The following is a 24,614-nucleotide window of genomic DNA, read 5'->3' on the forward strand; positions in this document are numbered from 1 at the left end:
GACCAGTTTTTCTCCGAGCCGTGGAACGCGCTTTTGATGCCGCATTTCCGCTAGTAGTCCCTTGACCGCCGACAGGGCGGTGCTAACGTTTGTCCAATCGGTCAAAAATTTGCGTAGCACGAAAACGCAACGAAGACCAAGCCTTGGGAAGACCAAGCGTTAGCGTACCGAAACAGGTTACAAGGGGAAGTCTTGGTCATGTCCAACCGGCTGAAAGTCACGCCGAACGATCTCAGCGCATTCTGGATGCCGTTCACGGCAAACCGGCAGTTCAAGCAGGCGCCGCGTATGTTCGTGTCCGCCAAGGACATGCACTACACGACGAGCGACGGCCGCAAGGTGCTCGACGGCACCGCCGGTCTCTGGTGCGTGAACGCCGGCCACTGCCGGCCGAAGATCACCGAAGCAATCCAGAGTCAGGCGGCGGAGCTCGACTATGCGCCGGCCTTCCAGATGGGCCATCCGATCGTGTTCGAGCTGGCGAACCGCCTGGTCGACATCGCGCCGAAGGGCATGGACCACGTCTTCTTCACCAATTCCGGTTCTGAATCGGTCGAGACCGCGCTGAAGATGGCGATCGCCTATCACCGCGTCAGGGGCGAGGGCTCGCGCACCCGCCTGATCGGTCGCGAGCGCGGCTATCACGGCGTCAATTTCGGCGGCATTTCCGTCGGCGGCATCGTCAGCAATCGCAAGATGTTCGGCACGCTGCTCGGCGGCGTCGACCATCTGCCGCACACCCATCTTCCGGAGAAGAACGCCTTCTCGAAGGGCGTGCCTGAGCATGGCGCGGAACTGGCAAACGATCTCGAACGCATCATCGCGCTGCATGACGCCTCGACCATCGCGGCCGTCATCGTCGAGCCGGTCGCGGGCTCGACCGGCGTCATCCTGCCGCCGAAGGGCTATCTGCAGAAGCTGCGCGAGATCTGCACCAAGCACGGCATCCTGTTGATCTTCGACGAGGTCATCACCGGTTTCGGCCGCCTTGGCGCACCGTTCGCGGCGGACTATTTCGGCGTCACGCCGGACATCATGACCACGGCCAAGGGCGTGTCCAACGGCGTCATCCCGATGGGCGCGGTGTTCGTCAAGAAGGAGATCCACGACGCCTTCATGACCGGCCCCGAGCACATGATCGAGTTCTTCCACGGCTACACCTATTCGGGCAATCCGATCGCCTGCGCCGCGGCTCTCGGCACCTTGGACACCTACAAGGAAGAGGGCTTGCTGACCCGCGGCGAGGAACTCTCTTCCTACTGGGAAGATGCGCTGCATTCGCTCAAGGGCGAGCCGCATGTCATCGACATCCGCAATATCGGCCTGATCGGCGCGATCGAGCTGGCGCCGATCGCCGGCAGCCCGACCAAGCGGGCCTTCTCGGCCTTCGTCAAGGCGTTCGAGCGCGGCGCGCTGATCCGCACCACCGGTGACATCATCGCGCTGTCGCCGCCGCTGATCATCACCAAGGGCCAGATCAACGAACTGATCGACCATGTCAGGGACGTTCTGCGCTCGATAGACTAAACTGCTTCAACCGGTCGGGCGGCGTCGGGAACCGCCGCCTGACGGTGACATGAAATGAGAGGACTTTGAATGGCCGCCCCCGGCGAGAATCTGCGAGTGAATTCAGACCGTTTGTGGGATTCCATAATGGAGATGGCGAAGATTGGTCCCGGCATTGCCGGCGGCAACAATCGCCAGACGCTCACCGATTCCGACAGAGAAGGTCGCGAGCTGTTCAAGTCCTGGTGCGACCAGGCCGGGCTCACCATGGGCGTGGACCAGATGGGCACCATGTTCATGACTCGCGCCGGCACCGATCCGGACGCGCTGCCCGTCTATGTCGGCTCCCACCTCGATACCCAGCCGACCGGCGGCAAATATGACGGCGTGCTCGGCGTGCTGTCGGGTCTGGAGGTCGTGCGCTCGCTCAACGATCTCGGCATCAAGACCAAGCATCCGATCGTCGTCACCAACTGGACGAACGAGGAGGGCGCGCGTTTCGCCCCGGCCATGCTTGCCTCCGGCGTGTTCGCCGGCGTGCATACGCAGGATTACGCCTATGGCCGCAAGGACCTCGACGGTCTGACCTTCGGCGACGAGCTGAAGCGGATCGGTTGGGTCGGCGACGAGAAGGTCGGCGCGCGCAAGATGCACGCCTATTTCGAGTATCACATCGAGCAGGGGCCGATCCTCGAGGCCGAGAACAAGCAGATTGGCGTGGTCACCCACTGCCAGGGCCTTTGGTGGCTGGAATTCACACTGACCGGCAGGGAGGCGCATACCGGCTCGACTCCGATGAACATGCGCGTCAATGCGGGCCTCGCCATGGCGCGTATCCTGGAGATGGTGCAGACGGTCGCCATGGAGAACCAGCCGGGCGCCGTCGGCGGCGTCGGCCAGGTGAAGTTCTCGCCGAATTCCCGCAACGTTCTGCCGGGCACGGTGATCTTCACCGTCGACATCCGCTCGCCCGACCAGGCCAAACTCGACGGCATGCGCGCCCGCATAGAGAAGGAAGCGCCGAAGATCTGCGAGGCGCTCGGCGTGAAATGCTCGGTCGAGGCGGTCGGCCATTTCGATCCGGTGACCTTCGATCCGACGCTGGTCGGCCGTGTCCGCACGGCTGCCGAGAAACTCGGCTACAGCCACATGAACATCATTTCGGGCGCCGGCCACGATGCTTGCTGGGCGGCCAAGGTCGCGCCGGCGACCATGGTGATGTGCCCCTGCGTCGGCGGGCTCAGCCACAACGAGGCCGAGGACATCTCCAAGGAATGGGCGGCGGCGGGCGCCGACGTGCTGTTCCACGCGGTGGTCGAGACGGCGGGAATTGTCGAATGACCGAATAGACGTCACCTCGAAAAGCCGCTCGCAAAGAAGCGCGAAAAAGATCAGGGGAACAGATATGACCAAAGTCATCAAGAACGGCACCATCGTCACCGCCGACCGCACGTGGAAGGCCGACGTGGTGTTCAGCCACGGCAAGATCATCGCCATCGGCTCGGACCTGCACGGCGACCACGAGTTCGACGCTACGGGCTGCTACGTCATGCCGGGCGGCATCGACCCGCACACCCATCTCGAAATGCCTTTCATGGGCACCTATTCGGCCGACGATTTCGAGTCCGGCACGCGCGCGGCACTCTCCGGCGGCACGACCATGGTCGTCGATTTCTGCCTGCCGGCGCCGCAGCAGTCGCTGCTCGAAGCCCTGCAGATGTGGGACAACAAGACCTCGAAGGCGTCCTGCGACTATTCCTTCCATATGGCCATCACCTGGTGGGGCAAGCAGGTGTTCGACGAGATGGCGACCGTCGTCGACAGGGGCATCACCTCGTTCAAGCACTTCATGGCCTACAAGGGCGCGCTGATGGTCGACGACGACGAGATGTATGCGTCGTTCCAGCGCTGCGCCGATCTCGGCGCGCTGCCGCTCGTCCATGCCGAAAATGGCGACGTGGTTGCGGCCCTCTCGCAAAAACTGCTTGCCGCCGGCAACAACGGGCCCGAGGGCCATGCCTATTCGCGTCCGCCGGAGGTGGAAGGCGAGGCGACAAATCGCGCCATAATGATCGCCGACATGGCCGGCGTGCCGCTCTATGTCGTGCATGTCTCCTGCGAGCAGAGCCACGAGGCCATCCGCCGCGCGCGCCAGAAGGGCATGCGCGTTTTCGGCGAGCCGCTGATCCAGCACCTGACGCTCGACGAGACCGAATATTTCAACAAGGACTGGGACCATGCGGCGCGCCGCGTGATGAGCCCGCCTTTCCGCAGCAAGTGGCATCAGGATTCGCTGTGGGCCGGCCTGCAGGCCGGCTCGCTGCAGGTGGTGGCGACCGACCACTGTTCCTTCACCACCAAGCAGAAGCGCAACGGCCTCGGAGACTTCACCAAGATTCCGAACGGCACCGGCGGCCTCGAGGACCGTTTGCCCATCCTGTGGACAACCGGCGTCAACACCGGCCGGCTGACGATGAACGAGTTCGTCGCGGTGACCTCGACCAACATCGCCAAGATCCTCAATATGTATCCGAAGAAGGGCGCGATCGTCGAAGGCGCGGATGCCGACATCGTGGTCTGGGACCCAAAGCGAAAGAAGACGATCTCGGCCAAGAAGCAGCAGTCGGTGATCGACTACAACGTCTTCGAAGGCTTCGAGGTGACCGGCCTGCCGCGCTTCGTCTTCTCGCGCGGCGAGCTGTCGATCGAGGAGTCGGACGTCAAGGCCAAGATCGGCCATGGCGAATTCGTCGCCCGCGAGCCGAACGCTGCGGTCAACCGGGCGCTGTCGACCTGGAAGGAGATTTCCGCGCCACGCAAGGTGGAGCGGTCCGGCATTCCGGCGACCGGAGTTTGAGCGTGCGGATAGCTCACCTTATCATCGCGGCAGCCGTGCTGCTGACCGCAGGCTCGGCCTTTGCTGCCGGCATCGACCTCAGCAAGCCTTACGGCGACAAGTATGGCTGTATCAACAGAAACGGTCAGGAAGTCGCCGCCGATCAGATGCTGCTTCTGACCGACAAGGAGCTGATCACTGCAGCCAGCGCCTGCACCTTCAGCGACAAGCAGATGCAGGCCGATGGTTCGCTTGTGGTGACAGCAAAATGTGAGGCGGAAGGCGAAGAGGGGCAGTCGCCGACAAAGTTCATCATCAAGCGCAGCAAGAAGAATGCGAAGAAGCTGGTGGTGACCGACCAGGACGGCAATGCAATGGGCGAAGTCTCCCGGTGCAAATAGCGGCGAGAGAGATCCCTCCGGCCTCAGGCGACCAACGCATCCAGCTCCGGCAGCAGGACGACGCTTTCCTGCTCGTTGGGATCGGTGCGGGCAATGACCGCCGAAGAGGGCGCGCCGCTGAGATTTGCAGGCAAATGCGGCATTCCGGCCGGGATGTAGAAGAGATCGCCGGCCTTGACGACGATGTGGTGCTCGAGCCGGTCGCCGTACCAGGTATGGACCTCGCCGGAGAGCACATAGATCGCCGTCTCGTGGTTCTCATGCATATGCGCCTTGGCGCGGGCGCCGGGCGGCATGGTCAAGAGATGCATGCAGATGCCGGAAGAGCCGACGGTCTCGGCGGCGATACCGGCGAAGTAGCTCAGCCCCTGCTTGCCTTCATAAGTGCTTTCAGGGCGAATAAGATGACAAGTGGGTTTAGGCGACATAGGCAAGCCTCCGGGCGGCGTCGATCTGTTGGGACAGGACGAGTGGAAAGCAACATAAACGCAAAATCAACCGGATTCCGGCCAGCGCGGCAACGGCTGCGAAAGGCAGGCTGCAGCCAATGAGCGGACAGTCGCCAGCAGTCGTTTCGGCAAGCAAGCTCGGCCTCACCTTCCAGACCAATGACGGTCCGGTGCAGGCTCTGTCCAATGTCGATCTCACCATCAACAAGGGCGAATTCGTCTCCTTCATCGGCCCCTCCGGCTGCGGCAAGACGACGTTGCTGCGCGTCATCGCCGACCTGGAGAAGCCGACATCGGGAACGATCTCCATCAACGGGATTTCGCCGGAGCAGGCGCGCGAGAAGCGCGCTTACGGCTATGTCTTCCAGGCGGCGGCGCTGTTCCCGTGGCGCACGATCGAGCGCAACGTGGCGCTGCCGCTGGAGATCATCGGCCTCAGCCAGGCCGAGCAGGCGGAGCGCATCAAGCGCACCATGGAGCTGGTCAACCTCTCCGGCTTCGAGAAGAAATATCCCTGGCAGCTTTCCGGCGGCATGCAGCAGCGCGCCTCGATCGCGCGCGCGCTCGCCTTCGACGCCGACCTGCTCCTTATGGACGAGCCGTTCGGCGCGCTCGACGAGATCGTGCGCGACCATTTGAACGAACAGCTCCTCGAGCTCTGGGACCGCACCAACAAGACGATCTGCTTCGTCACCCATTCGATCCCCGAGGCAGTCTATCTGTCGACGCGCATCGTCGTCATGTCGCCGCGGCCGGGCCGCGTTACAGACATCATCGAATCGACGCTGCCTAGGAAGCGGCCGCTCGACATCCGCGAGACGCCGGAATTCCTGGCGATCGCCGCGCGCGTGCGCGATGGCTTGAGGGCTGGGCACAGCTATGATGATTGAGGGTGATCTTCCTCCTCTCCCCGACGGGGAGAGGGTGGCCGGAGCGAAGCGGAGGTCGGGTGAGGAGGCGGCCGCCCACCGCTTCGTCACCCGAGGGCGGAGCAGGGGGGCCAACGCGCATGTAGTGGGAGCCGCCCATCGCGATTTCGTCATCCTAGGGCGGAGCGACGCGAAGCGGAGTGCAGACCCTAGGATCCATGCCGTGACCTCGGCCGAAGGGTCAAAACGGCGAAGAATGGCCACTAAATGCCGCGCGGCGCAGGGAGCCCTATTCTGCACCGCTGCGAAGCCGAGAAGGAACGGCATGGATCCTAGGGTCTGCGCTGCGTCGCTTCGCTCCTTGCTCCGCCCTAGGATGACGAACAACGCGCCGCGCCACGCTCTATCGCTGAGACGAGGGGAGCGGTAGATGGACTCCTTCCGCTCCAAGATCATCCCCGTCACCACCATCCTCGCCGGCGTGGTTGTTCTCTGGTATGTCTTCGCCGTCATCCTCAACGCGCCGTTCCAGCGCGATCTCGACCAACGGGCGAACCAGACCCGCGGCACCGTCGAATTCATCGGCAAGACGCTGTCGCAGCCGAAGCCGACGCTGCCGGCGCCGCATCAGGTGGCGGCGAACTTCTTCGAGAACACATTCCTGCGCAGCGTCACCTCGAACCGCAGCCTGGTCTACAACGCCTGGGTCACGCTGTCCTCGACGCTGCTCGGCTTTGCCTTCGGCACGGCGCTCGGCATCGTCATCGCGGTCGGCATCGTGCATGTGACGACGCTCGACCGCAGCCTGATGCCGTGGATCATCGCATCGCAGACCATTCCGATCCTGGCGGTGGCGCCGATGATCATCGTGGTGCTGGCGGCGGTCGGCATCACCGGCCTGATCCCCAAAGCGTTGATCTCGACCTATCTCTCCTTCTTCCCGGTCGCCGTCGGCATGGTGAAGGGCCTGCGCTCGCCCGAGATCATGCATCTCGACCTGATGCACACCTACAATGCCAGCGCCTCGCAGACCTTCTGGAAACTTCGCGTGCCGGCCTCGGTGCCGTTCCTGTTCACCTCGATGAAGGTGGCGGTGGCGGCGAGCCTGGTCGGCGCCATCGTCGGCGAGTTGCCGACCGGCGCCGTCGCCGGTATCGGCGCCAAGCTGCTCTCCGGCGCCTATTACAGCCAGACCATCGACATATGGTCGGCGCTGGTCGCAGGCTCGGTGGTTGCCGCACTTCTGGTCATGGTGGTCGGCATCGCCGGCCGCCTTGTCGACCGCGCCATGGGCGGGAGGCCGGCATGACCAGGCTGAAACCGTCCTGGCAATCGGTGCTGGCGATCCTCTTTTGCCTCATTGCCTTCGCGCTTGGCGCAATGTCGAAACCGGAAGCGGCCGCGCTCGCGCAGCCCACGGCAACGATCGCCTACCCGTATATGGGCACGAAGGGGCTGATCCTCGGCTTGCTGCTGATCGCGGCGCTGGTATCGGCGGTCAGGCTCGCGCCTATCGTCGAGGCTGTGATCCTGTTCATCGGCGCCCATGTCGCCGCCTGGCTTCTGATCAAAGGCATCGCCGGTTTCGAGGGCACGGCGTTGGCGCCCTATTTCCTGGCTCTCGCCGCGGCCTGGCTGCTCGCCTGGCGCTGCGCGGCCCTGTTATCCTCCCTGCGACCCACTGCGAGTGGGGCGAAGACTGGACTGCGCCTGATCATCCCGGCGATCTTTGGCGCCTGGATCCTGATCATCTGGGAGGCGGTGACACGCGGCGCCGGTATCCCCTTCATTCTGCTGCCGCCGCCGAGCGCCATTGGCGCGCGCATTGCCAACGCGCTGCCGATCCTGGGCGAGGATGTGCGGCAGACGATCTTCAAGGCGGTTCTGGTCGGCTATATCGTCGGCAACCTCGCCGGCTTCGTCGTCGCCATCCTTGCCGACCGCGTACCGTTCCTCAGGCGCGGGCTGCTGCCGATCGGCAACATGGTTTCGGCACTGCCGATCATCGGCGTCGCGCCGATCATGGTGATGTGGTTCGGCTTCGACTGGCCGTCCAAGGCGGCGGTCGTCATTATCATGACCTTCTTCCCGATGCTGGTGAACACGGTCGCCGGGCTTGCCGCATCCGGCCACATGGAGCGCGACTTGATGCGCACTTATGCCTCGGGTTATTGGCCGACGCTTCTGAAGCTCAGGCTGCCGGCGGCGATGCCGTTCATCTTCAACGCGCTGAAGATCAATTCGACGCTGGCGCTGATCGGCGCCATCGTCGCGGAGTTCTTCGGCACGCCTGTCGTCGGCATGGGATTCCGCATTTCGACCGAAGTCGGACGGATGAACATCGACATGGTTTGGGCCGAAATCGCAGTTGCAGCACTGGCGGGTTCGGTCTTTTATGGCGTGGTCGCTCTTATCGAGAGAGCCGTCACGTTTTGGCATCCCTCTGTCCGTGGTGGATAGGGGCGGTGGGTTTGGGTGCTAACTTCAGAGGGTAAAAATATGAAAAGACTGGTAATTTCTGCTCTAGCCGGCGCGATGTCGCTGGCCGCTTTCCAGGCTATGGCCGCCGACAAGGTGACGCTGCAGCTGAAATGGGTCACGCAGGCGCAGTTCGCCGGTTACTATGTCGCCAAGGCCAAGGGCTTCTATGATGCCGAGGGCCTCGATGTCGACATCAAGCCGGGCGGTCCGGACATCGCGCCGGAGCAGGTGATCGCCGGCGGCGGCGCCGATGTCATCGTCGACTGGATGGGTGGCGCGCTGGCGGCTCGCGAAAAGGGCGTGCCGCTGGTCAACATCGCGCAGCCGTTCAAGAAGGCCGGCATGGAGCTGGTCTGCCCGAAGGACGGCCCGATCAAGACCGAAGCCGACTTCAAGGGTCATACGCTCGGCGTCTGGTTCTTCGGCAACGAATATCCATTCTACGCCTGGATGAACAAACTCGGCCTCAAGACCGACGGCGGCAAGGACGGCGTCACCGTGCTGAAGCAGAGCTTCGACGTGCAGCCGTTGATCCAGAAGCAGGCGGACTGCATCTCGGTCATGACCTATAACGAGTACTGGCAGCTGATCGACGCCGGCTACAAGCCGGAGCAGCTCACCGTCTTCAACTATTCGGCCATGGGCAACGACCTGCTCGAGGACGGGCTCTACGCGCTTGAGGACAAGCTGAAGGACCCGGCCTTCGAGGACAAGATGGTGCGTTTCGTGCGCGCCTCGATGAAGGGCTGGAAATACGCCGTCGACAATTCGGACGAAGCGGCCGGTATCGTCATGGACAATGGCGGCCAGGACGAGAACCACCAGAAGCGCATGATGGGCGAGGTCGCCAAGCTGATCGACAATGCCGACGGCAAGCTCGACCCGGCGACCTACGAGCGCACTGCCAAGGCGCTGCTCGACCAGAAGATCATCGCCAAGGAGCCTTCGGGCGCCTACACGACCGCGATCACCGACAAGGCGATCAAGTAAAGGTCAGGCTTCTGCAACGGAGTTGAAAGGGGCGGGCGACCGCCCCTTTTTGGTTGGCGCCGGTAAAATATGCGTGCGCAGGGATACAAAGCGCCGGCCAACCGTTGCTGTAAGTGCATCCGCGCGCCGGGGGAGCCGTGGCGGACGCGTCAGCAAACGGAGGTCCTCAATGCGTATCTACTCCTTGCCGCTGCTTTCGGCGCTCGCGGTTTCGACCGCCTTCCTGCTCGCCTCGCCGGCCATGGCCGAGACGATGAAATTCAAGGCGACGCTCGATGGCAGCCAGCAGAACCCGCCCGTCACGACCAAGGGCAAGGGAACTGCCACGCTCACATTCAACACCACCAGCAAGAAGCTCAGCTGGAACGTCAAATATTCCGGTCTCAGCGGGCCGGCGTCGGCCGGTCACATTCACGGTCCGGCGGCAAAGGGTGAAAACGCGGATCCCGTAATCCCGTTCAAGAAGGTCAAGAGCCCGATCAAGGGCTCGGCGACGCTGACGGATGCCCAGGCCACCGACCTGGACGCCGGCAAATACTACGTCAACATCCACACCGCCGCTAACCCGGACGGCGAGATCCGAGGACAGATCGAGAAATCAACAGGCGCATCGATGTAGCAGCCTTCCGCAGCAGAAACGAGGCGGGCAACCGCCTCTTTTCCTGTTTGTGTTTTGCATGTCGTTTTCCCAAAAATTGCTCTGCCTTTTTGGGCGACGTCGTTGATCACGACTTGTGGCGGATCTGCGTCAGCGTGCGGGTCGGCGTGATCGCTTCGGGGTCGAGCCTGATCTCGACGATCGCGGGCTTGCCGCTGCCGCGCGCGCTTTCGAAGGCGGCAGCGAAATCCCCGGTCTTTTCGACCGTCTCGCCATGGCCGCCATAGGCGCGGGCGAGAGCGGCGAAGTCCGGGTTCTTGAGGTCGGTGGCGACGACGCGGTTCGGATACTCCCGCTCCTGATGCATGCGGATCGTGCCGTAGATGCCATTGTTGACCACCACGACGATGATCGGCAGGCCGTATTGCACGGCGGTCGCGAATTCCTGCCCGTTCATCAGGAAGCAGCCGTCGCCGGCAAAGGCGACAATGGTGCGATCCGGGAACAACGCCTTGGCGGCAACGGCCGCCGGTGTGCCATAGCCCATCGAGCCGGAGGTCGGGGCGGCCTGCGTGGCGAAGCGGCGGAAGCGGTGGAAGCGGTGCACCCAGGTGGCGTAATTACCGGCGCCGTTGGTGAGGATGGCGTCCTCCGGCAGCACCTTTTCCAGATAGTTCATGATCGGCCCCATCTGGACGGCGCCGGGCCCGGTCTCGGGCGGCGTCGACCACTCGAGGTAGGCGGCGTGAGCTTTCGCCGTCTCGTCCGCCCATGACGGCGTGCCGGCCGGCTTGCGCTTGGCGAAAGCCTCGACGAAAGCCGCGGGCGAGGCGTTGATCGCCAGCGTCGGCCGGTAGACGCGGCCGAGCTCGCCGGCATCGGCGTGGACATGCACCAGCGCCTGGTCGGGGTAGGGGCTCTTCAGCAGCGTGTAATCCGAGGACGGCATCTCGCCCAGGCGACCGCCGATCAGCAATACGACATCGGCCTGCTTGATCTGCGCCGCCAGCTTCGGATTGATGCCGATCCCGACATCGCCGGCGTAGTTCGGGTGCAAATGATCGAACAGCATCTGGCGGCGGAAGGAGCAGCCGACGGGCAGTGCCCATGCCTCGGCGATCAAGCGCATATGCGCCACCGCTTCTTCATTCCAGCGCGTGCCGCCGAGGATGACAAATGGGCGCTTCGCGTTGCTCAACAGCATTTCAAGCGCGTCGAGCTCGGTCTCGCCGGGATGCGTCTCGACCGGCGTGTGCGGAAGCGCCTCCGGCGCCTCGACCTCGCTGGTCAGCATGTCCTCGGGCAGCGAGATGACGACCGGGCCGGGGCGGCCGGATGTCGCGACGGCAAAGGCGCGGGTGACGAATTCCGGGATGCGCGCGGCATCGTCGATCTCGACCACCCATTTGGCGATGTCGCCGAAGAAGCGCTTGTAGTCGACCTCCTGAAAAGCCTCGCGCTCCTTGGCGTGACTGGCGACCTGGCCGATGAACAGGATCAGCGGCACCGAATCCTGCATGGCGATGTGGATGCCGGCGGAAGCGTTGGTGGCGCCGGGGCCGCGGGTGACGAAGCAGATGCCGGGCTTGCCGGTCAGGCGCCCCTGACAGTCGGCCATCATCGCTGCACCCCCTTCCTGGCGGCAGACGATGGTGCGGATCGAGGAGTCGTGCAGCGCGTCGAGCACAGCCAGATAAGATTCGCCGGGCACGCAGAAGATGCGGTCGGTGCCGTTCGCTTCGAGCGCCTCGACGATCAGTTGTCCGCCGGTCTTCATTTTGCTGATCTCTCCAGTTCGGCAAGGATTTCTGCAGTGTGCTCGCCAAGACGCGGCGAGGGGCGCTCGTAGACGAGCGGCGTGCCCGACATCACCATCGGTGCGCGCACGGAAGGCAGCAAATTGCCATGCCCGTCGTCGAGGTCGAGCCGCATGCCGCGCGCGATCGTCTGCGGATCGGCGAACATCTGGCCGATCGTGTTGATCGGGCTCGCCGGAACGCCGGCCGCTTCGAGCTTGGCCAAAAGCGGATCGCGATCCCAGGTGCTCAATACCTCGATGATCAGCTCGCGCAGTTTCGCGCGGTTGGCGACGCGGGCGGGATTGGTGGCGAAATCCGGATTGGCGGGCAGGTCGGTGAGGCCAACTACCGCACAGAACTTGGCGAACTGGCCGTCATTGCCGACGGCAAGGATGATATGGCCATCCTTCACCGGCAGCACCTCGTAAGGCGCTATATTCATATGCGCGTTGCCCATCTGCACCGGCGATTTGCCGGAAACCAGATAGTTGAGGTTCTGGTTGCCGAGCGCCGAGATCTGGCTGTCGTAGAGCGCCATGTCGATGTGCTGGCCTTCGCCGGTCTTCTCGGCATGGCGCAGCGCCGCCTGGATGGCGATCACGGAATAGAGGCCGGTGAACAGGTCGGAGATGGCGACGCCAGCCTTCTGCGGCTCGCGGCCGGCCTCGCCGGTGATCGACATCATGCCGGCCATCGCCTGGATGATGAAGTCGTAGCCGGCGCGTGGCGCATACGGGCCATCCTGGCCGAAGCCGGTGATCGAGCAATAGACGAGGCGCGGGTTGGTCTTCTTCAGGCTCTCGTAATCGAGGCCGTATTTCTTCAACCCGCCGAGCTTGAAGTTCTCGATCAGCACGTCGGCCGTGGCGATGAGGCGGCGCAGCGGGTCGGCGCCCTCGGGCTTGGAGAAATCGATGGCGATCGAGCGCTTGCCGCGATTGCAGGAATGATAATAGGCGGCCGACAGGTTCTCGCCGTCATGGCTCATGACGAAGGGCGGCCCCCATTTGCGGGTGTCGTCGCCGCCGTCCGGGCTCTCGACCTTGATGACATCGGCGCCGAGGTCGGCGAGCAACTGGCCGGCCCAAGGTCCCGCCAGGATGCGGGCCAGTTCGATAACGCGGATGCCTTTCAGCGGAGGTTCAGCCATGGATCACCGTGGTTTGACGAAGCGCAGCCTCTATCAATCGTAGCAGGCTGTGTCACGACTCATGCTGTAGGCCACGCCGATCACGACTTCAGCACGTTGTCTGCCCAGGCGGAGAAATCGTTCATGACGAGATCTCGATTGACCTCGTTCAGGCTTTCGTGCCGCGTCTCCGCGTAAACCTTTGAAACCAGATTCGAAAAGCCCATTCGGTCCATGCGCCGGGCGAGGTGGCTAACCGCCTTACCATAGTCCGAAGCCGGGTCCCTCTCGCCGCCGACCAGGTTGACGGGAAGGTCGCGCCGCACGCCGGTAAAGCTGGAATCCTTGCCGGCGTAAAGCGCCATCTCGACAACATCGCGCCACATCGAGATGGAGGCATCCCAGCCGCAGAGCGGATCGGCGATGTATTTGTCGACCTCGACCGGATCGCGCGACAGCCAGTCGAACAGGGTCCTGTGGTTGGGCACGGCCTTGCCCCAGGCCTGGAAGGTGAGCCTCGGCAGCAGGCGCGACGGCACGTCCGATCCCAGCCGCATCCGCTCCCAGCCGAGGATGCCCAGCGCCAGCTGGCCGAGCAGGCCTTGCGAGAAATTGCCGTTCCAGATCGCGGCGGCATGGATGCGCCCGGAATGGCGCAGGATGAAATTCAGCGCGATCGAGGCGCCGAGCGAATGTCCAAAAGCGATCACCGGCAATCCTGGATGCTCTGCGGCGATCAGATCATGCACCGCGCCGACATCGGCGATCACCTTGGCGATGCCGTCGACGTCGGCGAACCTGCCGAGCGGCGCGTCGGGCGCCTTTGTCGCGCCATGGCCGCGATGGTCATGGGCGTAAACATGAAAGCCGCGTTCGGCGAGGAAATCGGCAAAGCGGGCGTAACGCGCCGCATGCTCGGCCAGGCCGTGATTGATCTGGATGACGGCGCGCGGAGATGTCCGCGCTTGTCTCACATAGAGGTTGAGGTCGGCCCCGGTCGGTGAGGCCAGCCTGGTCTTCCTGTCAAATGGCATGTCTCGCTCCCTTCGCGACTGATGGGCGAGGGTTTCGACGGCGTCAAGAGAGCGCGGTCCTTTCGACCGGATCGGGCGCGCCCATCGCTCTCCTGGGGATTATTTTCGCGCGACGAAAAAGATCGTAATTCTGACACTTCGCCTGTTCTAGTGTGACGAATTCAATACGGTTCAATGATCGCCGGGAGAGCGGGAATGCGGGCTTGGGCATTGTGGGGTTCGGTTGTTCTGGCTCTGGTTGGCGCCGACGCGGCGCATGCCGATGTGAAGATGAGCGGCACCTTCGTGGCCGACAGCGCCTGTCCTGCGACGCAAGCCATCAAGAGCGGCAAGAATCCCGGCGACGTGTCCACTCAAACAGGACAGAGCTACCAGCTTTTGGCCGGCAACAAGGACGAACCCACCCACTACCTCATCCAGGTTCCGGGAGCCGATCCGGAACGGCGTTGGGTGAGGATCGGCTGCGGCCATGTCACCGGCGGCGGCGCCGCGGCCGCACCGGCATCCGCCGGCCAGGCCAAGCCGTCGCAGCCCGCCTCCGGCAAGCCTGAATATGTCTTCGCTCTGAGCTGGCAGCCCGCCTTCTGCGAGACCAAGGGCAGCAAGCCCGAATGCAAGGCACAGAGCCCCAGCGAGTTCGATGCTTCCCACTTCACCCTGCATGGGCTGTGGCCGCAGCCGAACGGCAATTTCTATTGCCAGGTGTCGGCCGGCGACAAGGCCAACGACAACCCCGCGCATTGGGGGGACCTGCCGCCCGTCAATCTCGATGCCGGCACGCGCGCCGAGCTCGACCAGGTTATGCCGGGCACGGCTTCCAAGCTCGAACGCCATGAGTGGATCAAGCACGGCACCTGCTACGGCAAGAGCCAGCAGGACTATTTCTCCGACGCGCTCAATCTGATGCGCGCGGTGAATGCCTCGCCGGTGCGCGACCTCTTCACCAAGAACATCGGCAAGCAGTTGACGTCGGAGCAGATCCGCAATGCCTTCGACAAGGCCTTCGGCGCCGGCGCCGGCGACCGGGTGCGCGTTTCCTGCCTGGTCGATCCGTCGAGCGGCCGGCGGCTGATCGGCGAGCTGACGCTCGGCCTCTCCGGCCCGATCGGTCCCGACAGCAAGCTCGCCGACCTGCTCATGGCTTCGGCGCCGACGGGCAAGGCCGGTTGCCCGAAGGGCACGGTCGACGCGATCGGGTTTCAGTAAGAGCTCGGCAGCCGGGTTTTGGCTGTCGAAGTCAGGCGGTCTTCGGAGCTGCCCGTCGGTTGTTGGCGTCGCTGCCCGGCTCGCCGACCACCCTGTCGCGGCCGCTCGACTTGGCCTTGTAGAGGCGCTGGTCGGCCAATGCGAAAATGTCGGCCAGGCAGCGCGTCGTCTCGCCGACCGTCGAGACGCCGGCGCTGACGGTTATGTTGAAACGGCTGGTATGGCCTGAGGTCTTGACTGCGTTCCTGATGCTTTCGCCGAGCAGCTTTGCCAGCGAATGCGGCCGAGGGCACAGGATCGCGAACTCCTCGCCACCGATCCTGAACACCTGGTCCTCGCTTCCGACAGTCTCGATCAGCGCGGCGGTTATCGATTTCAGCACCTTGTCGCCCTCGGCATGGCCGAACCGGTCGTTGATCGATTTGAAATGGTCGACATCGACGATCAGCAGACTGAGCGGCTTGGCGGTCCGGATGCACGCCGCGACAGCCGCCTCGCCGTCGGCATCGAAGCTGCCGCGATGCAGCAGTCCTGTCAGGCCGTCGCGGCCGACATGCTTGACCAGCGCCTCGTAGCGTTCGCGATAGGTGAGGGTGTCGAAAATGTCGGAGAGGCCGCGCGGCACGGCAATCTCGTGGTCTTCCACCCATTCGAGGTAGGCGACAAGCATGCCGCTGTAGACGAGTGCCGCGGCCATCTTGGCGAACCAGCCGCCGAAGAAGACCTCGATCGGCGCACCGGCGACGAAATGCAGCGCCGTGAAGAAGCCGGCCTGGTCGAATGTCAGCACGCAGGCGACCGAAGCCAGGATGCGTGCAAGAGGCAAATGGCGCAGATAGGCGCCGAGCTTTTCGTAGAGCAGGATGATCAGGATGGCGTCGACGAAGAGCAGCGAGGTGCCCCACGCCATCAGCCAGCCCATCTCGTCGATGAAGCCGATATCCGGCATCTTGCCGTCCGGAAGCGGCGAGATCGCGTGCAAACGCAGGACGAGCACGAGAGCGATCATCAGCGCATTGCCGAGCAGCAGGCCGTAGATCGGCTGGCGGACGGTCGCGGCGTCCTCCTTCATATACAGAAGAAGCAGCATCACCAGCTTGCCGGAGAACATCACGGCGGAGCCGGGCGAGACCATGCCGAAGGGCAGCGCGACATAGAAGGTGCTGGCGAGGTAGGTTTCGAGGAAATGCATGACGCCGAGCGCGCAGATGAACACGCCGAGCCCGATGCGGCGCCGGAAGCGGAAGAGCGTCACCATGGCGCCGAAGTACAGAACCGCTTCGGCAAGCAGCAAGGAACCGTTCAGCACGTCGTCGATCCGATCTCTCCCGAAAATCGCGGCCTTGCCGCGATTCCCCAACCTTCTTCGTTCTGAAGGGGAATGGTTAACCGCTGCTTTCACCGGCTCGGGCCGTGCAAGGATTTGATCGACTACGCATGGCTGCCTCCAACCCAGCGAAAGCCTCAGGAAGGTCCGGGATGCTGAAAGCGATTGCCGTTAGGCGCTTCATCGCCTACATAGCGCGCAACCCCCATCCAATGTGACACCTCAGTTTCCAGGGAAAGCGCGCGTGGCTCGCCAGTTCATCTATCACATGTCCGGCCTGTCGAAGGCCTACGGCACCAAGAAGGTGCTCGACAACATCCACCTGTCCTTCTACCCGGATGCCAAGATCGGCATCCTCGGCCCCAACGGTTCGGGTAAGTCGACGATCCTGCGCATCATGGCCGGGCTCGACAAGGAGTATCAGGGCGAGGCGTGGCTGGCCGAGGGCGCGACCGTGGGCTACCTCGCGCAGGAGCCGCAGCTCGACCCCAGCAAGACCGTGCGTGAAAACGTCATGGACGGCGTCGCCAGGAAGACCGCCATCATCGAGCGCTACAACGAGCTGATGATGAACTATTCCGACGAGACGGCCGACGAGTCCGCCAAGCTGCAGGACGAGATGGATCGCCTCAACCTGTGGGATCTCGAGCAGCAGGTCGAGATGGCGATGGACGCGCTGCAGTGCCCGCCCGCAGATTCCGAGGTGACCAACCTGTCGGGCGGCGAGCGCCGCCGCGTGGCGCTCTGCCGGCTGCTGCTCGAGCAGCCCGACCTGCTGCTGCTCGACGAGCCGACCAACCACCTCGACGCCGAGACCACGCAATGGCTGGAAAAGCACCTGCGCGACTATCCGGGCTCGGTGCTGATCATCACCCACGACCGCTACTTTCTCGACAATGTCACCGGCTGGATCCTCGAGCTCGACCGCGGCCGCGGCATTCCGTACGAGGGCAACTACACCAAGTATCTCGACGCCAAGGCCAAGCGCCTGATCCAGGAAGGCCGCGAGGACGATGCCCGCCAGAAGGCGATCTGGCGCGAGCGCGAGTGGATCCAGTCCTCGCCGAAGGCGCGCCAGACCAAGTCCAAGGCGCGCATCAAGGCCTATGAGGAGCTGGTCGAGCAGTCGCAGAACCGCAGGCCTACCGACACGCAGATCGTCATCCCGTCGAGCGAGCGCCTCGGCAATGTCGTCATCGAGGTCGAGGGCCTCAACAAGGGCTTCGGCGACGAGCTTCTGATCGAGGACCTGTCGTTCAAGCTGCCGCCGGGCGGCATCGTCGGCGTCATCGGCCCGAACGGCGCCGGCAAGACGACGCTGTTCAAGATGATCACCGGCCAGGAAACGCCGGATGCGGGCTCGATCCGCAAGGGCGAAACCGTGAGGCTCGGCTATGTCGACCAGAGCCGCGACGCGCTCGACCCGAACAAGACGGTCTGGGAAGAGATCTCCGGCGGCGCCGAGGTCATCAAGCTCGGCAAGCACGAGGTCAACAGCCGCGCCTACTGCTCGTCGTTCAACTTCCGCGGCGGCGACCAGCAGCAGAAGGTCGGCAACCTCTCGGGCGGCCAGCGCAACCGCGTGCATCTGGCCAAGATGCTGAAGGGCGGCGGCAATGTGCTGCTGCTCGACGAACCGACCAACGACCTCGACACCGAGACGCTGAGCGCGCTGGAAGATGCGCTCGAAGCCTATGCCGGCTGCGCCGTCATCATCAGCCACGACCGCATGTTCCTCGACCGCATGGCGACCCACATGCTCGCCTTCGAGGGGGACGCGCATGTCGAATGGTTCGAAGGCAATTTCGAGGAATATGAGAAGGACAAGCTGCGCCGCCTGGGCGCCGAAGCGGCAACCCCGCACCGCATGACGCACAAGCGGCTGACGCGGTAGGACAGTCCACGGGCGGCGAACAAATACGAGGTTCTGAAATGGCTGACTGGTCCGCCGCCCAATATCTGAAATTCGAGGACGAGCGCACGCGGCCGGCGCGGGACTTGGCGGCACAAGTTCCCGTCGACTTTCCGCGCCGCGTCGTCGATATCGGCTGCGGTCCGGGCAACTCGACGGAGCTTCTGGTCGAGCGCTGGCCGGATGCCGAAGTCCGCGGCTTCGACACTTCGCCCGACATGATCGAGAAGGCGCGGGCGCGGCTGCCCAACGTCAATTTCGAACTTGCGGATGCTTCCACCTGGCAGCCGCAGAAGCCGGTCGACGTGATCTTCGCCAACGCCGTTTTCCAGTGGCTGCCAGAGCATCCGGCGGTGTTCCAGCGGCTGATGGGACTGCTTGCGCCCGGCGGCGCTCTGGCCATCCAGATGCCCGACAATCTCGCCGAACCCTCGCATCAGCTGATGCGCGACACGGCGGCCGAGATGCCGTTCTCGGCGAAGCTGAAAGGCGCCGCGCGCGCGCCGCTGCCGCCGGTTTCCTTCTACTACGATCTCCTGTCGCCGCTCGCGGATCGGGTGGATATCTGGCACACGATCTACAACCATCCGCTGGCCGATGCTGAAGCAATCGTGGAGTGGGTCAAGTCAACGGGGCTGAAGCCCTTCCTCGATCCGCTCGACGGGGACGAGAAGAAGACTTTCCTCGAAAGCTATACCGCCAAGATCGCAAAGGCCTATCCGAAGACGGCGAACGGCAAGGTGCTGCTGCGCTTCCCGCGCATCTTCATCATCGCCAAGCGCGCCTGACCGCGTCCGGTCAACTCATCGCGATAGCCGCGCGCAACAGAGATTTAAGCTGGCATAAACCGGCCAAATGCGACAAGGGTGGCCCGCCCCGCTTCGGCACCAAAAGGTTGCGCCTCGGACGGATTGGACATGCATCGCGTCATCATCAGCGGCATCGGCGCCGAAATCCCCGAGCCAGTCATCACCAATGAAGAGCTGGTCGGAAGCTTCAACAGCTGGGTCGATACCGAAAATGCGCGCCGTGCCGTCACCGGCGAGACGCTGCTGCAGAAGTCGGACAGCGACTTCATCGTCCATGCATCGGGGGTGCAGACCCGCCATGTGATCGAGCGCGAAGGCATCCTCGATCCCACCCGCATGGCGCCACGGATTCCGGCGCGGCCGGATGACGCGCTGTCGCTGCAGGCGGAGTTCGGCATCGCATCCGCCAGGAAAGCGATCGCTCATGCCGGCGTGAAAGCGTCGGATATCGATCTGGTGATCTGCTCGGCCTCGCATCACCAGCGGCCTTATCCGGCGATCGCCATCGAGATGCAGGAGGCGCTGGGCACCAAGGGCGCCGGCTTCGACATGGGGCTGGGCTGCTCTTCCGCCGCGGCGGCGCTGCACATCGCGGTCAACCTGGTCAGGGCAGGGGCGCACAGGCGCATTCTGGTGTCGACGCCGGAAATCATCACCGGCCATCTCAATTTTCGCGACCGGCAGACGCATTTCATCTTCGGCGACGCTTCGGTCGCGATGATCGTCGAAGGGCTCAACCAGGGCGAGAAGCGGCCGGGGCGCTTCGAGGTGCTGGACACGCGCACCTGGACGCAGATGTCGAACAACATCCGCACCAATCTCGGCTACCACACCCGCACCGCCCAGGACGATCCCTACCAGATCAAGCTCGAAGGCAACCTGATCAAGCAGGTCGGCAACAAGGTGTTCAAGGAAGTCACCGTCGCGGGCCATAAATTCATCGTCGAGTTCCTGGCCGAGCATGGGCTGACGCCGAAAGGCATCCGCCGCTTCTGGCTGCATCAGGCCAATGCGCGCATGAACGCGATGATCCTGAAACTCGCCTTCGGCCACGATGTCGACCATGACCGCGCGCCGATGGTGCTGGAGCGGCTCGGCAACACGGCGGGCGCCGGCGCGATCGTGGCGCTGTCCGAAAACCATGCGGACATGAAGGCCGGCGATTTCGGCCTGCTCTGCGCCTTCGGCGCCGGCTATTCGATCGGTGGCGCGCTGCTCAGGATGCTCTGAAAGCCACGGGCGCGAAGGGCACCAGCATCGGCACGCGCCTGGCATAGTCGTCATAGGCGGGGCCGAGCTCGCCGCGCAGGAAGCTCTCTTCCAGTCGCGCCTTGACGACGATGCCGACAAGCAGAAGGCCGGCGCCGGCGATGCCCCAGACCGTGCCCTTCGCAGCCATGGTGGCCAGGATCGACAGCAGCAGGCCCGTGTAGATCGGGTGGCGGACCAGCCGATAGGGACCGGTCTCGACCACGCGATGATCGGCCTTGGCTGTGATGGTGCCGGACCACAGCCTGCCGAGATGCAGGCGCGCCCACCAGGCGAAGGCGATGCCGATGGCGATCAGGGCGACGCAGATCCACGCCTCGGCAAGCGTCGGCGTCCACAGCCGCAGCCTGCCGGCATAGCCGTGCGCCGGCACGAACAGCAGGATGGTGCCGGCGAGCCACAGTACCCGATATTGCGCCTCAGCCCTGAAGCCTGCGCGCTTTTGCGCGGGGTCGGCCCAGAAGGAGGCCAAAGCCCAGGATACGATCCAAGCCAGCCACAAGGCAGCGATTGCGGGTCCGGGATGCATGATCAACCTTTCGTCTTGGCGCCGCCATGAAAGCGACGCCGCGGGGCCAAAGATAGTGGCGGCCAGTAAGAACGTCGTGATCGCAAGGCGGGCGGCGGGCAGACACCGCTCCTATTCGCTCGAACAGCTAAACATCCACTGTACGCCAAAGGCATCGACGAGCATCCCGAAGCTCGTCCCCCAATATCGACGCGCCAGAGGCACGGTGATCCCGCCGCCCTCGGCCATGTTACCGAACAGCGCCCGCATCGTGATGAGGTCGTCGAACTCCAACATCAGCGCCGAGCCTTTCATGGGCTCGGCGTCGTCATTGTCGGATGCGTGAAAAAGGATGCCCGGCCCCTCGAAACGGGCATGCAGCACTTTCCCTCGCATGGCCTCGGTTCGCACGGGCATATTGTTTTCACCCCAGCGCAGCAGGACTGTTCCCCGGCCGAGGCCGCAACATTCGTAAAAGGCGAGAGCCTCCTCGCAGTTGGTCGTGAAGAACAGCGAGGGAGAAAACCGCATCCCGTGTCCTTGCTTCTGAACCGTGGTCGTCATGCGGCGGCCATCGCCGCCGCGACCAGCGCCTCGCCTGAATATTGCCGGCCGCCGATACCCCAGCCGCCGTCGGGCGCATTGAGAATGTTGATCCAGGTATTTTCGGGCCTGTGACCCGGCACGCAAAGGTCGGTGACGATGCTTGCGGCGGCCATGATGAATGCCTCTCGTGCCTCGATGGAGGCAAGGCCTATGTTCGGCAGTTTCAATTCCACCATGACGACAGGCCGGTTGGCACCGCCCGCATAGATGCGATGATTCGGCAGGACATGGACCGTTCCGCCGACGATTGCAGTGAAAAATGCATTCCCGGTGGCTCCGGAGGCCTCGATGAGCGCGGCGCTCAGGCGGGGAAGGATTTCGCGCTCTCCAGCGGCTGTCAGCACGCCTTCGGGCGCGGTCACGGTGATCGGCATGATGGTTTTCCCTTGCTTGCTGCGGATGGCCCTGACGGCTCTGGTGCTTTGCGCTTGTCAGGTTACGTATTGATTGTTACGTTACATCAAATCGGCAAGTCAATAGGTTTCGTATCGATCACTATGGAAAATCTCGAGAAGTCACGCGGCGGCAGGCCGCGTGCATTCGACCCGGAGGTTGCGCTCGACGCCGCGATGCATTTGTTCTGGGAGCATGGCTATGAAGCGACCTCGCTTGCCATGTTGCGCGAGGCCATGGGCCTGACGCCGCCGCAGATCTACAACGCCTTCACCGACAAGGAGACGCTGTTCCGTCGGGCGCTGGCGCGCTACCACGAAAGGGAGATCGGCTTTGCGCTCGACGCGCTTAGCGCGGCGGTGCCCGTCAAGGAGGCGATCCGTTTGCTTCTGATGGGCGCGGCTGAGACCTACACGCGGCCGGGCAAGCCCGGCGGCTGCCTTTTCATTAGCGGTGCGCTGGCGACCTCGCCGCAGGCGCAAGCCGTCGCGGACGAGCTCAAGACATATCGCAAGGCGACCGAAGCGGCGATCGCGGCGCGGCTGGGTACGGGCCAAGAGGCCGGCGAATTGCCGGCGAATCTGTCCGTCGAGCGATTGGCCAAATACCTGACCGGCGTCATGCACGGAATGTCGATCCAGGCGCGCGACGGCGCTTCGGCGGAAGACCTCAGGGCTATGGCCGAGATCGCTCTTGCCGCTTGGGCAGCCGAAGTGCGAAAAGCGGCCGACTCAAATGGCGAAACCGATGCCGGACCTGTTCTTCACGACTGAAACGCCCGTCGAGATCGTGCCGGGCCGCAAGCTCGCGGCGATGGCCGCGGCGCTTTACACGGCGCCTTCCGATCATTTCGAGACAAGACGGGTGGAGGAATTGCGGCTCGGCTTCGACGGCATCGAGGGCGATTTCCATGCCGGCGCGACGCGGCGTTCGGGCGGGCGCGAGCCCTGGTATCCGCGTGGCACCGAGATGCGCAACGAGCGGCAGTTGTCTCTGGTCGCCGCCGACGAACTGGCCATCGTCGCCGAGCGCATGGGCATCGCGGAGATCAAGCCGGAGTGGATCGGCGCCAACCTGCTTATCGAAGGCGTGCCGCATCTTTCCATGCTGCCGGCGGGATCGCTGCTGTTTTTCAAGGGCGGCGTGACCGTCAAGGTCGACGCCCAGAACGGGCCCTGCCGCTTTTCCGGCCGCTCGGTGGCCGAGCATGCCGGCATGACTGATCACGAGGCTGGGGCATTGCTGTTTCCGAAAGCAGCCAAGCGCCTGCGCGGTCTCGTCGCCTGGGTCGAGAAGCCGGGCGTCATCAGGACAGGCGAGGAGATATCGGTACGGGTGCCGGAGCAGTGGATCTATCGCGCCTAAAGCGCATCGCGCTGAAGCGGATTCAGGCGACGCGCTTCAAGTCTTTGTTTGATGCATGCCGTTCTCCCAAACCGCCGCGCACTGTGGGCGACATGCATTAGTAGCGCACCGGGCTCGACCAGGCCGGATCGTCGTGCTTGTTCCAATAGAGTGCCATCAGACGCTCAGTGATCACCCCGACCTTGCCGTCGGCGACAGGCGCGCCGTCGATCGTCGTGACGGGCATGATGCCGCCGGCAGTCGAGGTGATGAAGACTTCGTCGGCTGTCTTGAGCGCGGCCACGCTGACATCCGCCGCCACCGCAGGGAGCTCCGCCTCGGCGCATAAGTCAAACACGGTGCGGCGCGTGATGCCGGGCAGAACGCCAACGGCGGGCGTCGACAGTTTGCCCGCCTTGACGCAGAACACGTTAAAGCCCGGACCTTCGGCGACGTTGCCGTTGAAGTCGAGGATCAGCGCGGTGTCGGCGCGGCGATCATAGGCGTCGTAGAGCCCACGCACCAGGTCCAGCCAATGGTAGTTCTTGATCGAGGGATCGATCGAGGCGGGTGGGATGCGGACCTTGTCGCTGATCGCGACATGCAGGCCGCGACGCAGCTGCTCGGCATTGGCGACGGAGCCAAAGGGGACGGCGAAAGCCATGAACCGGTTGACCGCCTGACGCGGATCGCGACTGAAGGTCGGCGATGCACCGCGCGTGCACAGCATCTCGACATAGGCTGCTCGATGGCCGGACAGCGCAACGCAGTTGTGAAGGATTTCGGCGACGCCGTCGCGGTCGAACGGGATCGCCATGCGGAGCTTTTCCAACCCGCCGAAGAAACGCTCGAGATGCAGATCGAGACGGAAAAAGTGGCCATCCCAGACATGGACCGTGTCGTAGGTGGCGTCGGAGTGCAGAAAGCCCCAGTCGAGCACCGAGACCTTGGCCTGCGACATCGGCAGGTATTGTCCGTCTAGGTAGGCGACGCCGTCCGGATAGGCGTGCGGGTCGACATGACGATCTGAAAGAATGGGCAGCGGCGCAGCGGGCTTGGGGGCGGCCTGGCTCATTTCATTCCTCCTTCGTCGTTCCGGGAAGGCAGGCTAGCGTCCGGCCCCGAATGAAGTAGAGCCAGGCCGCTGG

General features: G+C 63.8%; 24 protein-coding genes. 15 read left to right on the forward strand and 9 right to left on the reverse strand.

Features of this window, described 5'->3' with window-relative positions:
• The first annotated feature begins 198 nt into the window (after window positions 1-198).
• The 4 genes from QAZ47_RS16190 to QAZ47_RS16205 all read left to right on the forward strand — a co-directional run bounded on the left by QAZ47_RS16190 (window position 199) and on the right by QAZ47_RS16205 (window position 4,743).
• Entirely contained in the window at window positions 199-1,527 is a 1,329-nt protein-coding gene (locus tag QAZ47_RS16190; RefSeq protein ID WP_278230020.1) for an aspartate aminotransferase family protein, read from the forward strand.
• 69 nt (window positions 1,528-1,596) lie between these two features.
• A complete protein-coding gene (locus tag QAZ47_RS16195) occupies window positions 1,597-2,847 on the forward strand; it encodes a Zn-dependent hydrolase (protein WP_278201741.1) in 1,251 nt (416 codons plus the stop codon).
• 64 nt (window positions 2,848-2,911) lie between these two features.
• Window positions 2,912-4,363, forward strand: a complete 1,452-nt coding sequence (gene hydA / locus QAZ47_RS16200) for a dihydropyrimidinase (protein ID WP_278201742.1) — start codon at window positions 2,912-2,914, stop codon at window positions 4,361-4,363.
• 2 nt (window positions 4,364-4,365) lie between these two features.
• Entirely contained in the window at window positions 4,366-4,743 is a 378-nt protein-coding gene (locus tag QAZ47_RS16205) for a hypothetical protein (RefSeq protein WP_278201743.1), read from the forward strand.
• 23 nt (window positions 4,744-4,766) lie between these two features.
• Here the strand turns inward: QAZ47_RS16205 and QAZ47_RS16210 are convergent, their stop codons facing one another.
• Entirely contained in the window at window positions 4,767-5,177 is a 411-nt protein-coding gene (locus tag QAZ47_RS16210) for a cupin domain-containing protein (RefSeq protein ID WP_278201744.1), read from the reverse strand.
• A 113-nt stretch (window positions 5,178-5,290) separates the two neighbouring features.
• Here QAZ47_RS16210 and QAZ47_RS16215 point away from each other — a divergent pair, with 113 nt between their 5' ends.
• The 5 genes from QAZ47_RS16215 to QAZ47_RS16235 all read left to right on the forward strand — a co-directional run bounded on the left by QAZ47_RS16215 (window position 5,291) and on the right by QAZ47_RS16235 (window position 10,151).
• Window positions 5,291-6,082 carry an ABC transporter ATP-binding protein gene (locus tag QAZ47_RS16215; protein WP_278201745.1) on the forward strand — a complete coding sequence of 264 codons (792 nt, stop codon included), beginning with the start codon at window positions 5,291-5,293 and terminating at the stop codon, window positions 6,080-6,082.
• A gap of 409 nt (window positions 6,083-6,491) precedes the next feature.
• Window positions 6,492-7,370 (forward strand): ABC transporter permease, encoded by an 879-nt coding sequence (locus tag QAZ47_RS16220; protein WP_278201746.1) that lies wholly within the window; start codon window positions 6,492-6,494, stop codon window positions 7,368-7,370.
• On the forward strand, window positions 7,367-8,521 hold the full coding sequence (locus QAZ47_RS16225; RefSeq protein WP_278201747.1) for an ABC transporter permease: 1,155 nt from the start codon (window positions 7,367-7,369) through the stop codon (window positions 8,519-8,521). Before QAZ47_RS16220 ends, QAZ47_RS16225 begins: the two co-directional genes overlap by 4 nt.
• Before the next feature lie 39 nt (window positions 8,522-8,560).
• The gene (locus QAZ47_RS16230; RefSeq protein ID WP_192243255.1) at window positions 8,561-9,532 is read left to right on the forward strand and encodes an ABC transporter substrate-binding protein; all 972 of its coding nucleotides are present in this window, start codon (window positions 8,561-8,563) and stop codon (window positions 9,530-9,532) included.
• 169 nt (window positions 9,533-9,701) lie between these two features.
• Window positions 9,702-10,151: a CHRD domain-containing protein gene (locus QAZ47_RS16235; protein ID WP_278230021.1), complete on the forward strand. Its 450-nt coding sequence runs from the start codon at window positions 9,702-9,704 to the stop codon at window positions 10,149-10,151.
• 106 nt (window positions 10,152-10,257) lie between these two features.
• On the opposite strand, the gene QAZ47_RS16240 is transcribed toward QAZ47_RS16235, so the two are convergent.
• The 3 genes from QAZ47_RS16240 to QAZ47_RS16250 all read right to left on the reverse strand — a co-directional run bounded on the left by QAZ47_RS16240 (window position 10,258) and on the right by QAZ47_RS16250 (window position 14,092).
• Window positions 10,258-11,907 carry a thiamine pyrophosphate-binding protein gene (locus tag QAZ47_RS16240; RefSeq protein ID WP_278230022.1) on the reverse strand — a complete coding sequence of 550 codons (1,650 nt, stop codon included), beginning with the start codon at window positions 11,905-11,907 and terminating at the stop codon, window positions 10,258-10,260.
• On the reverse strand, window positions 11,904-13,079 hold the full coding sequence (locus tag QAZ47_RS16245; RefSeq protein WP_278230023.1) for a CaiB/BaiF CoA-transferase family protein: 1,176 nt from the start codon (window positions 13,077-13,079) through the stop codon (window positions 11,904-11,906). The genes QAZ47_RS16240 and QAZ47_RS16245 overlap by 4 nt, the downstream gene beginning before the upstream one ends.
• 80 nt (window positions 13,080-13,159) lie before the next feature.
• The gene (locus tag QAZ47_RS16250) at window positions 13,160-14,092 is read right to left on the reverse strand and encodes an alpha/beta hydrolase (RefSeq protein ID WP_278230024.1); all 933 of its coding nucleotides are present in this window, start codon (window positions 14,090-14,092) and stop codon (window positions 13,160-13,162) included.
• Window positions 14,093-14,287: 195 nt separating this feature from the next.
• Here QAZ47_RS16250 and QAZ47_RS16255 point away from each other — a divergent pair, with 195 nt between their 5' ends.
• Complete coding sequence (locus QAZ47_RS16255) at window positions 14,288-15,298, forward strand: ribonuclease (RefSeq protein WP_278230025.1); 1,011 nt, start codon at window positions 14,288-14,290, stop codon at window positions 15,296-15,298.
• 31 nt (window positions 15,299-15,329) lie between these two features.
• On the opposite strand, the gene QAZ47_RS16260 is transcribed toward QAZ47_RS16255, so the two are convergent.
• Window positions 15,330-16,607 (reverse strand): GGDEF domain-containing protein, encoded by a 1,278-nt coding sequence (locus tag QAZ47_RS16260; RefSeq protein WP_278230026.1) that lies wholly within the window; start codon window positions 16,605-16,607, stop codon window positions 15,330-15,332.
• A 262-nt stretch (window positions 16,608-16,869) separates the two neighbouring features.
• Here QAZ47_RS16260 and ettA point away from each other — a divergent pair, with 262 nt between their 5' ends.
• The 3 genes from ettA (at window position 16,870) to QAZ47_RS16275 (ending at window position 20,576) form a co-directional block, all read left to right on the forward strand.
• Window positions 16,870-18,519, forward strand: a complete 1,650-nt coding sequence (gene ettA / locus QAZ47_RS16265; RefSeq protein WP_278201755.1) for an energy-dependent translational throttle protein EttA — start codon at window positions 16,870-16,872, stop codon at window positions 18,517-18,519.
• 38 nt (window positions 18,520-18,557) lie between these two features.
• Window positions 18,558-19,325, forward strand: coding sequence for a trans-aconitate 2-methyltransferase (tam, locus tag QAZ47_RS16270; RefSeq protein WP_278230027.1), 768 nt, complete (start codon window positions 18,558-18,560; stop codon window positions 19,323-19,325).
• Window positions 19,326-19,454: 129 nt separating this feature from the next.
• Window positions 19,455-20,576 carry a beta-ketoacyl-ACP synthase III gene (locus QAZ47_RS16275; protein WP_278230028.1) on the forward strand — a complete coding sequence of 374 codons (1,122 nt, stop codon included), beginning with the start codon at window positions 19,455-19,457 and terminating at the stop codon, window positions 20,574-20,576.
• Here QAZ47_RS16275 and QAZ47_RS16280 read toward each other — a convergent pair.
• The 3 genes from QAZ47_RS16280 to QAZ47_RS16290 all read right to left on the reverse strand — a co-directional run bounded on the left by QAZ47_RS16280 (window position 20,563) and on the right by QAZ47_RS16290 (window position 21,905).
• A complete protein-coding gene (locus tag QAZ47_RS16280) occupies window positions 20,563-21,144 on the reverse strand; it encodes an isoprenylcysteine carboxylmethyltransferase family protein (RefSeq protein WP_278230029.1) in 582 nt (193 codons plus the stop codon). The genes QAZ47_RS16275 and QAZ47_RS16280 overlap by 14 nt on opposite strands.
• A 111-nt stretch (window positions 21,145-21,255) precedes the next feature.
• Complete coding sequence (locus tag QAZ47_RS16285; RefSeq protein WP_278207862.1) at window positions 21,256-21,654, reverse strand: glyoxalase/bleomycin resistance/extradiol dioxygenase family protein; 399 nt, start codon at window positions 21,652-21,654, stop codon at window positions 21,256-21,258.
• A gap of 29 nt (window positions 21,655-21,683) precedes the next feature.
• On the reverse strand, window positions 21,684-21,905 hold the full coding sequence (locus QAZ47_RS16290; protein WP_278201759.1) for a hypothetical protein: 222 nt from the start codon (window positions 21,903-21,905) through the stop codon (window positions 21,684-21,686).
• Between the two features lie 51 nt (window positions 21,906-21,956).
• On the opposite strand from QAZ47_RS16290, the gene QAZ47_RS16295 reads away from it, so the two are divergent.
• The gene (locus tag QAZ47_RS16295) at window positions 21,957-22,895 is read left to right on the forward strand and encodes a TetR/AcrR family transcriptional regulator (protein ID WP_278230030.1); all 939 of its coding nucleotides are present in this window, start codon (window positions 21,957-21,959) and stop codon (window positions 22,893-22,895) included.
• The gene (locus tag QAZ47_RS16300; RefSeq protein WP_278230031.1) at window positions 22,870-23,487 is read left to right on the forward strand and encodes an MOSC domain-containing protein; all 618 of its coding nucleotides are present in this window, start codon (window positions 22,870-22,872) and stop codon (window positions 23,485-23,487) included. The genes QAZ47_RS16295 and QAZ47_RS16300 overlap by 26 nt, the downstream gene beginning before the upstream one ends.
• 97 nt (window positions 23,488-23,584) lie before the next feature.
• Here QAZ47_RS16300 and QAZ47_RS16305 read toward each other — a convergent pair whose 3' ends face one another.
• Window positions 23,585-24,541: an aminotransferase class IV gene (locus QAZ47_RS16305; protein WP_278230033.1), complete on the reverse strand. Its 957-nt coding sequence runs from the start codon at window positions 24,539-24,541 to the stop codon at window positions 23,585-23,587.
• Window positions 24,542-24,614 lie beyond the last annotated feature (73 nt).

The organism is Mesorhizobium sp. WSM4904 (assembly GCF_029674545.1).
Classification (GTDB): Bacteria; Pseudomonadota; Alphaproteobacteria; order Rhizobiales; family Rhizobiaceae; genus Mesorhizobium.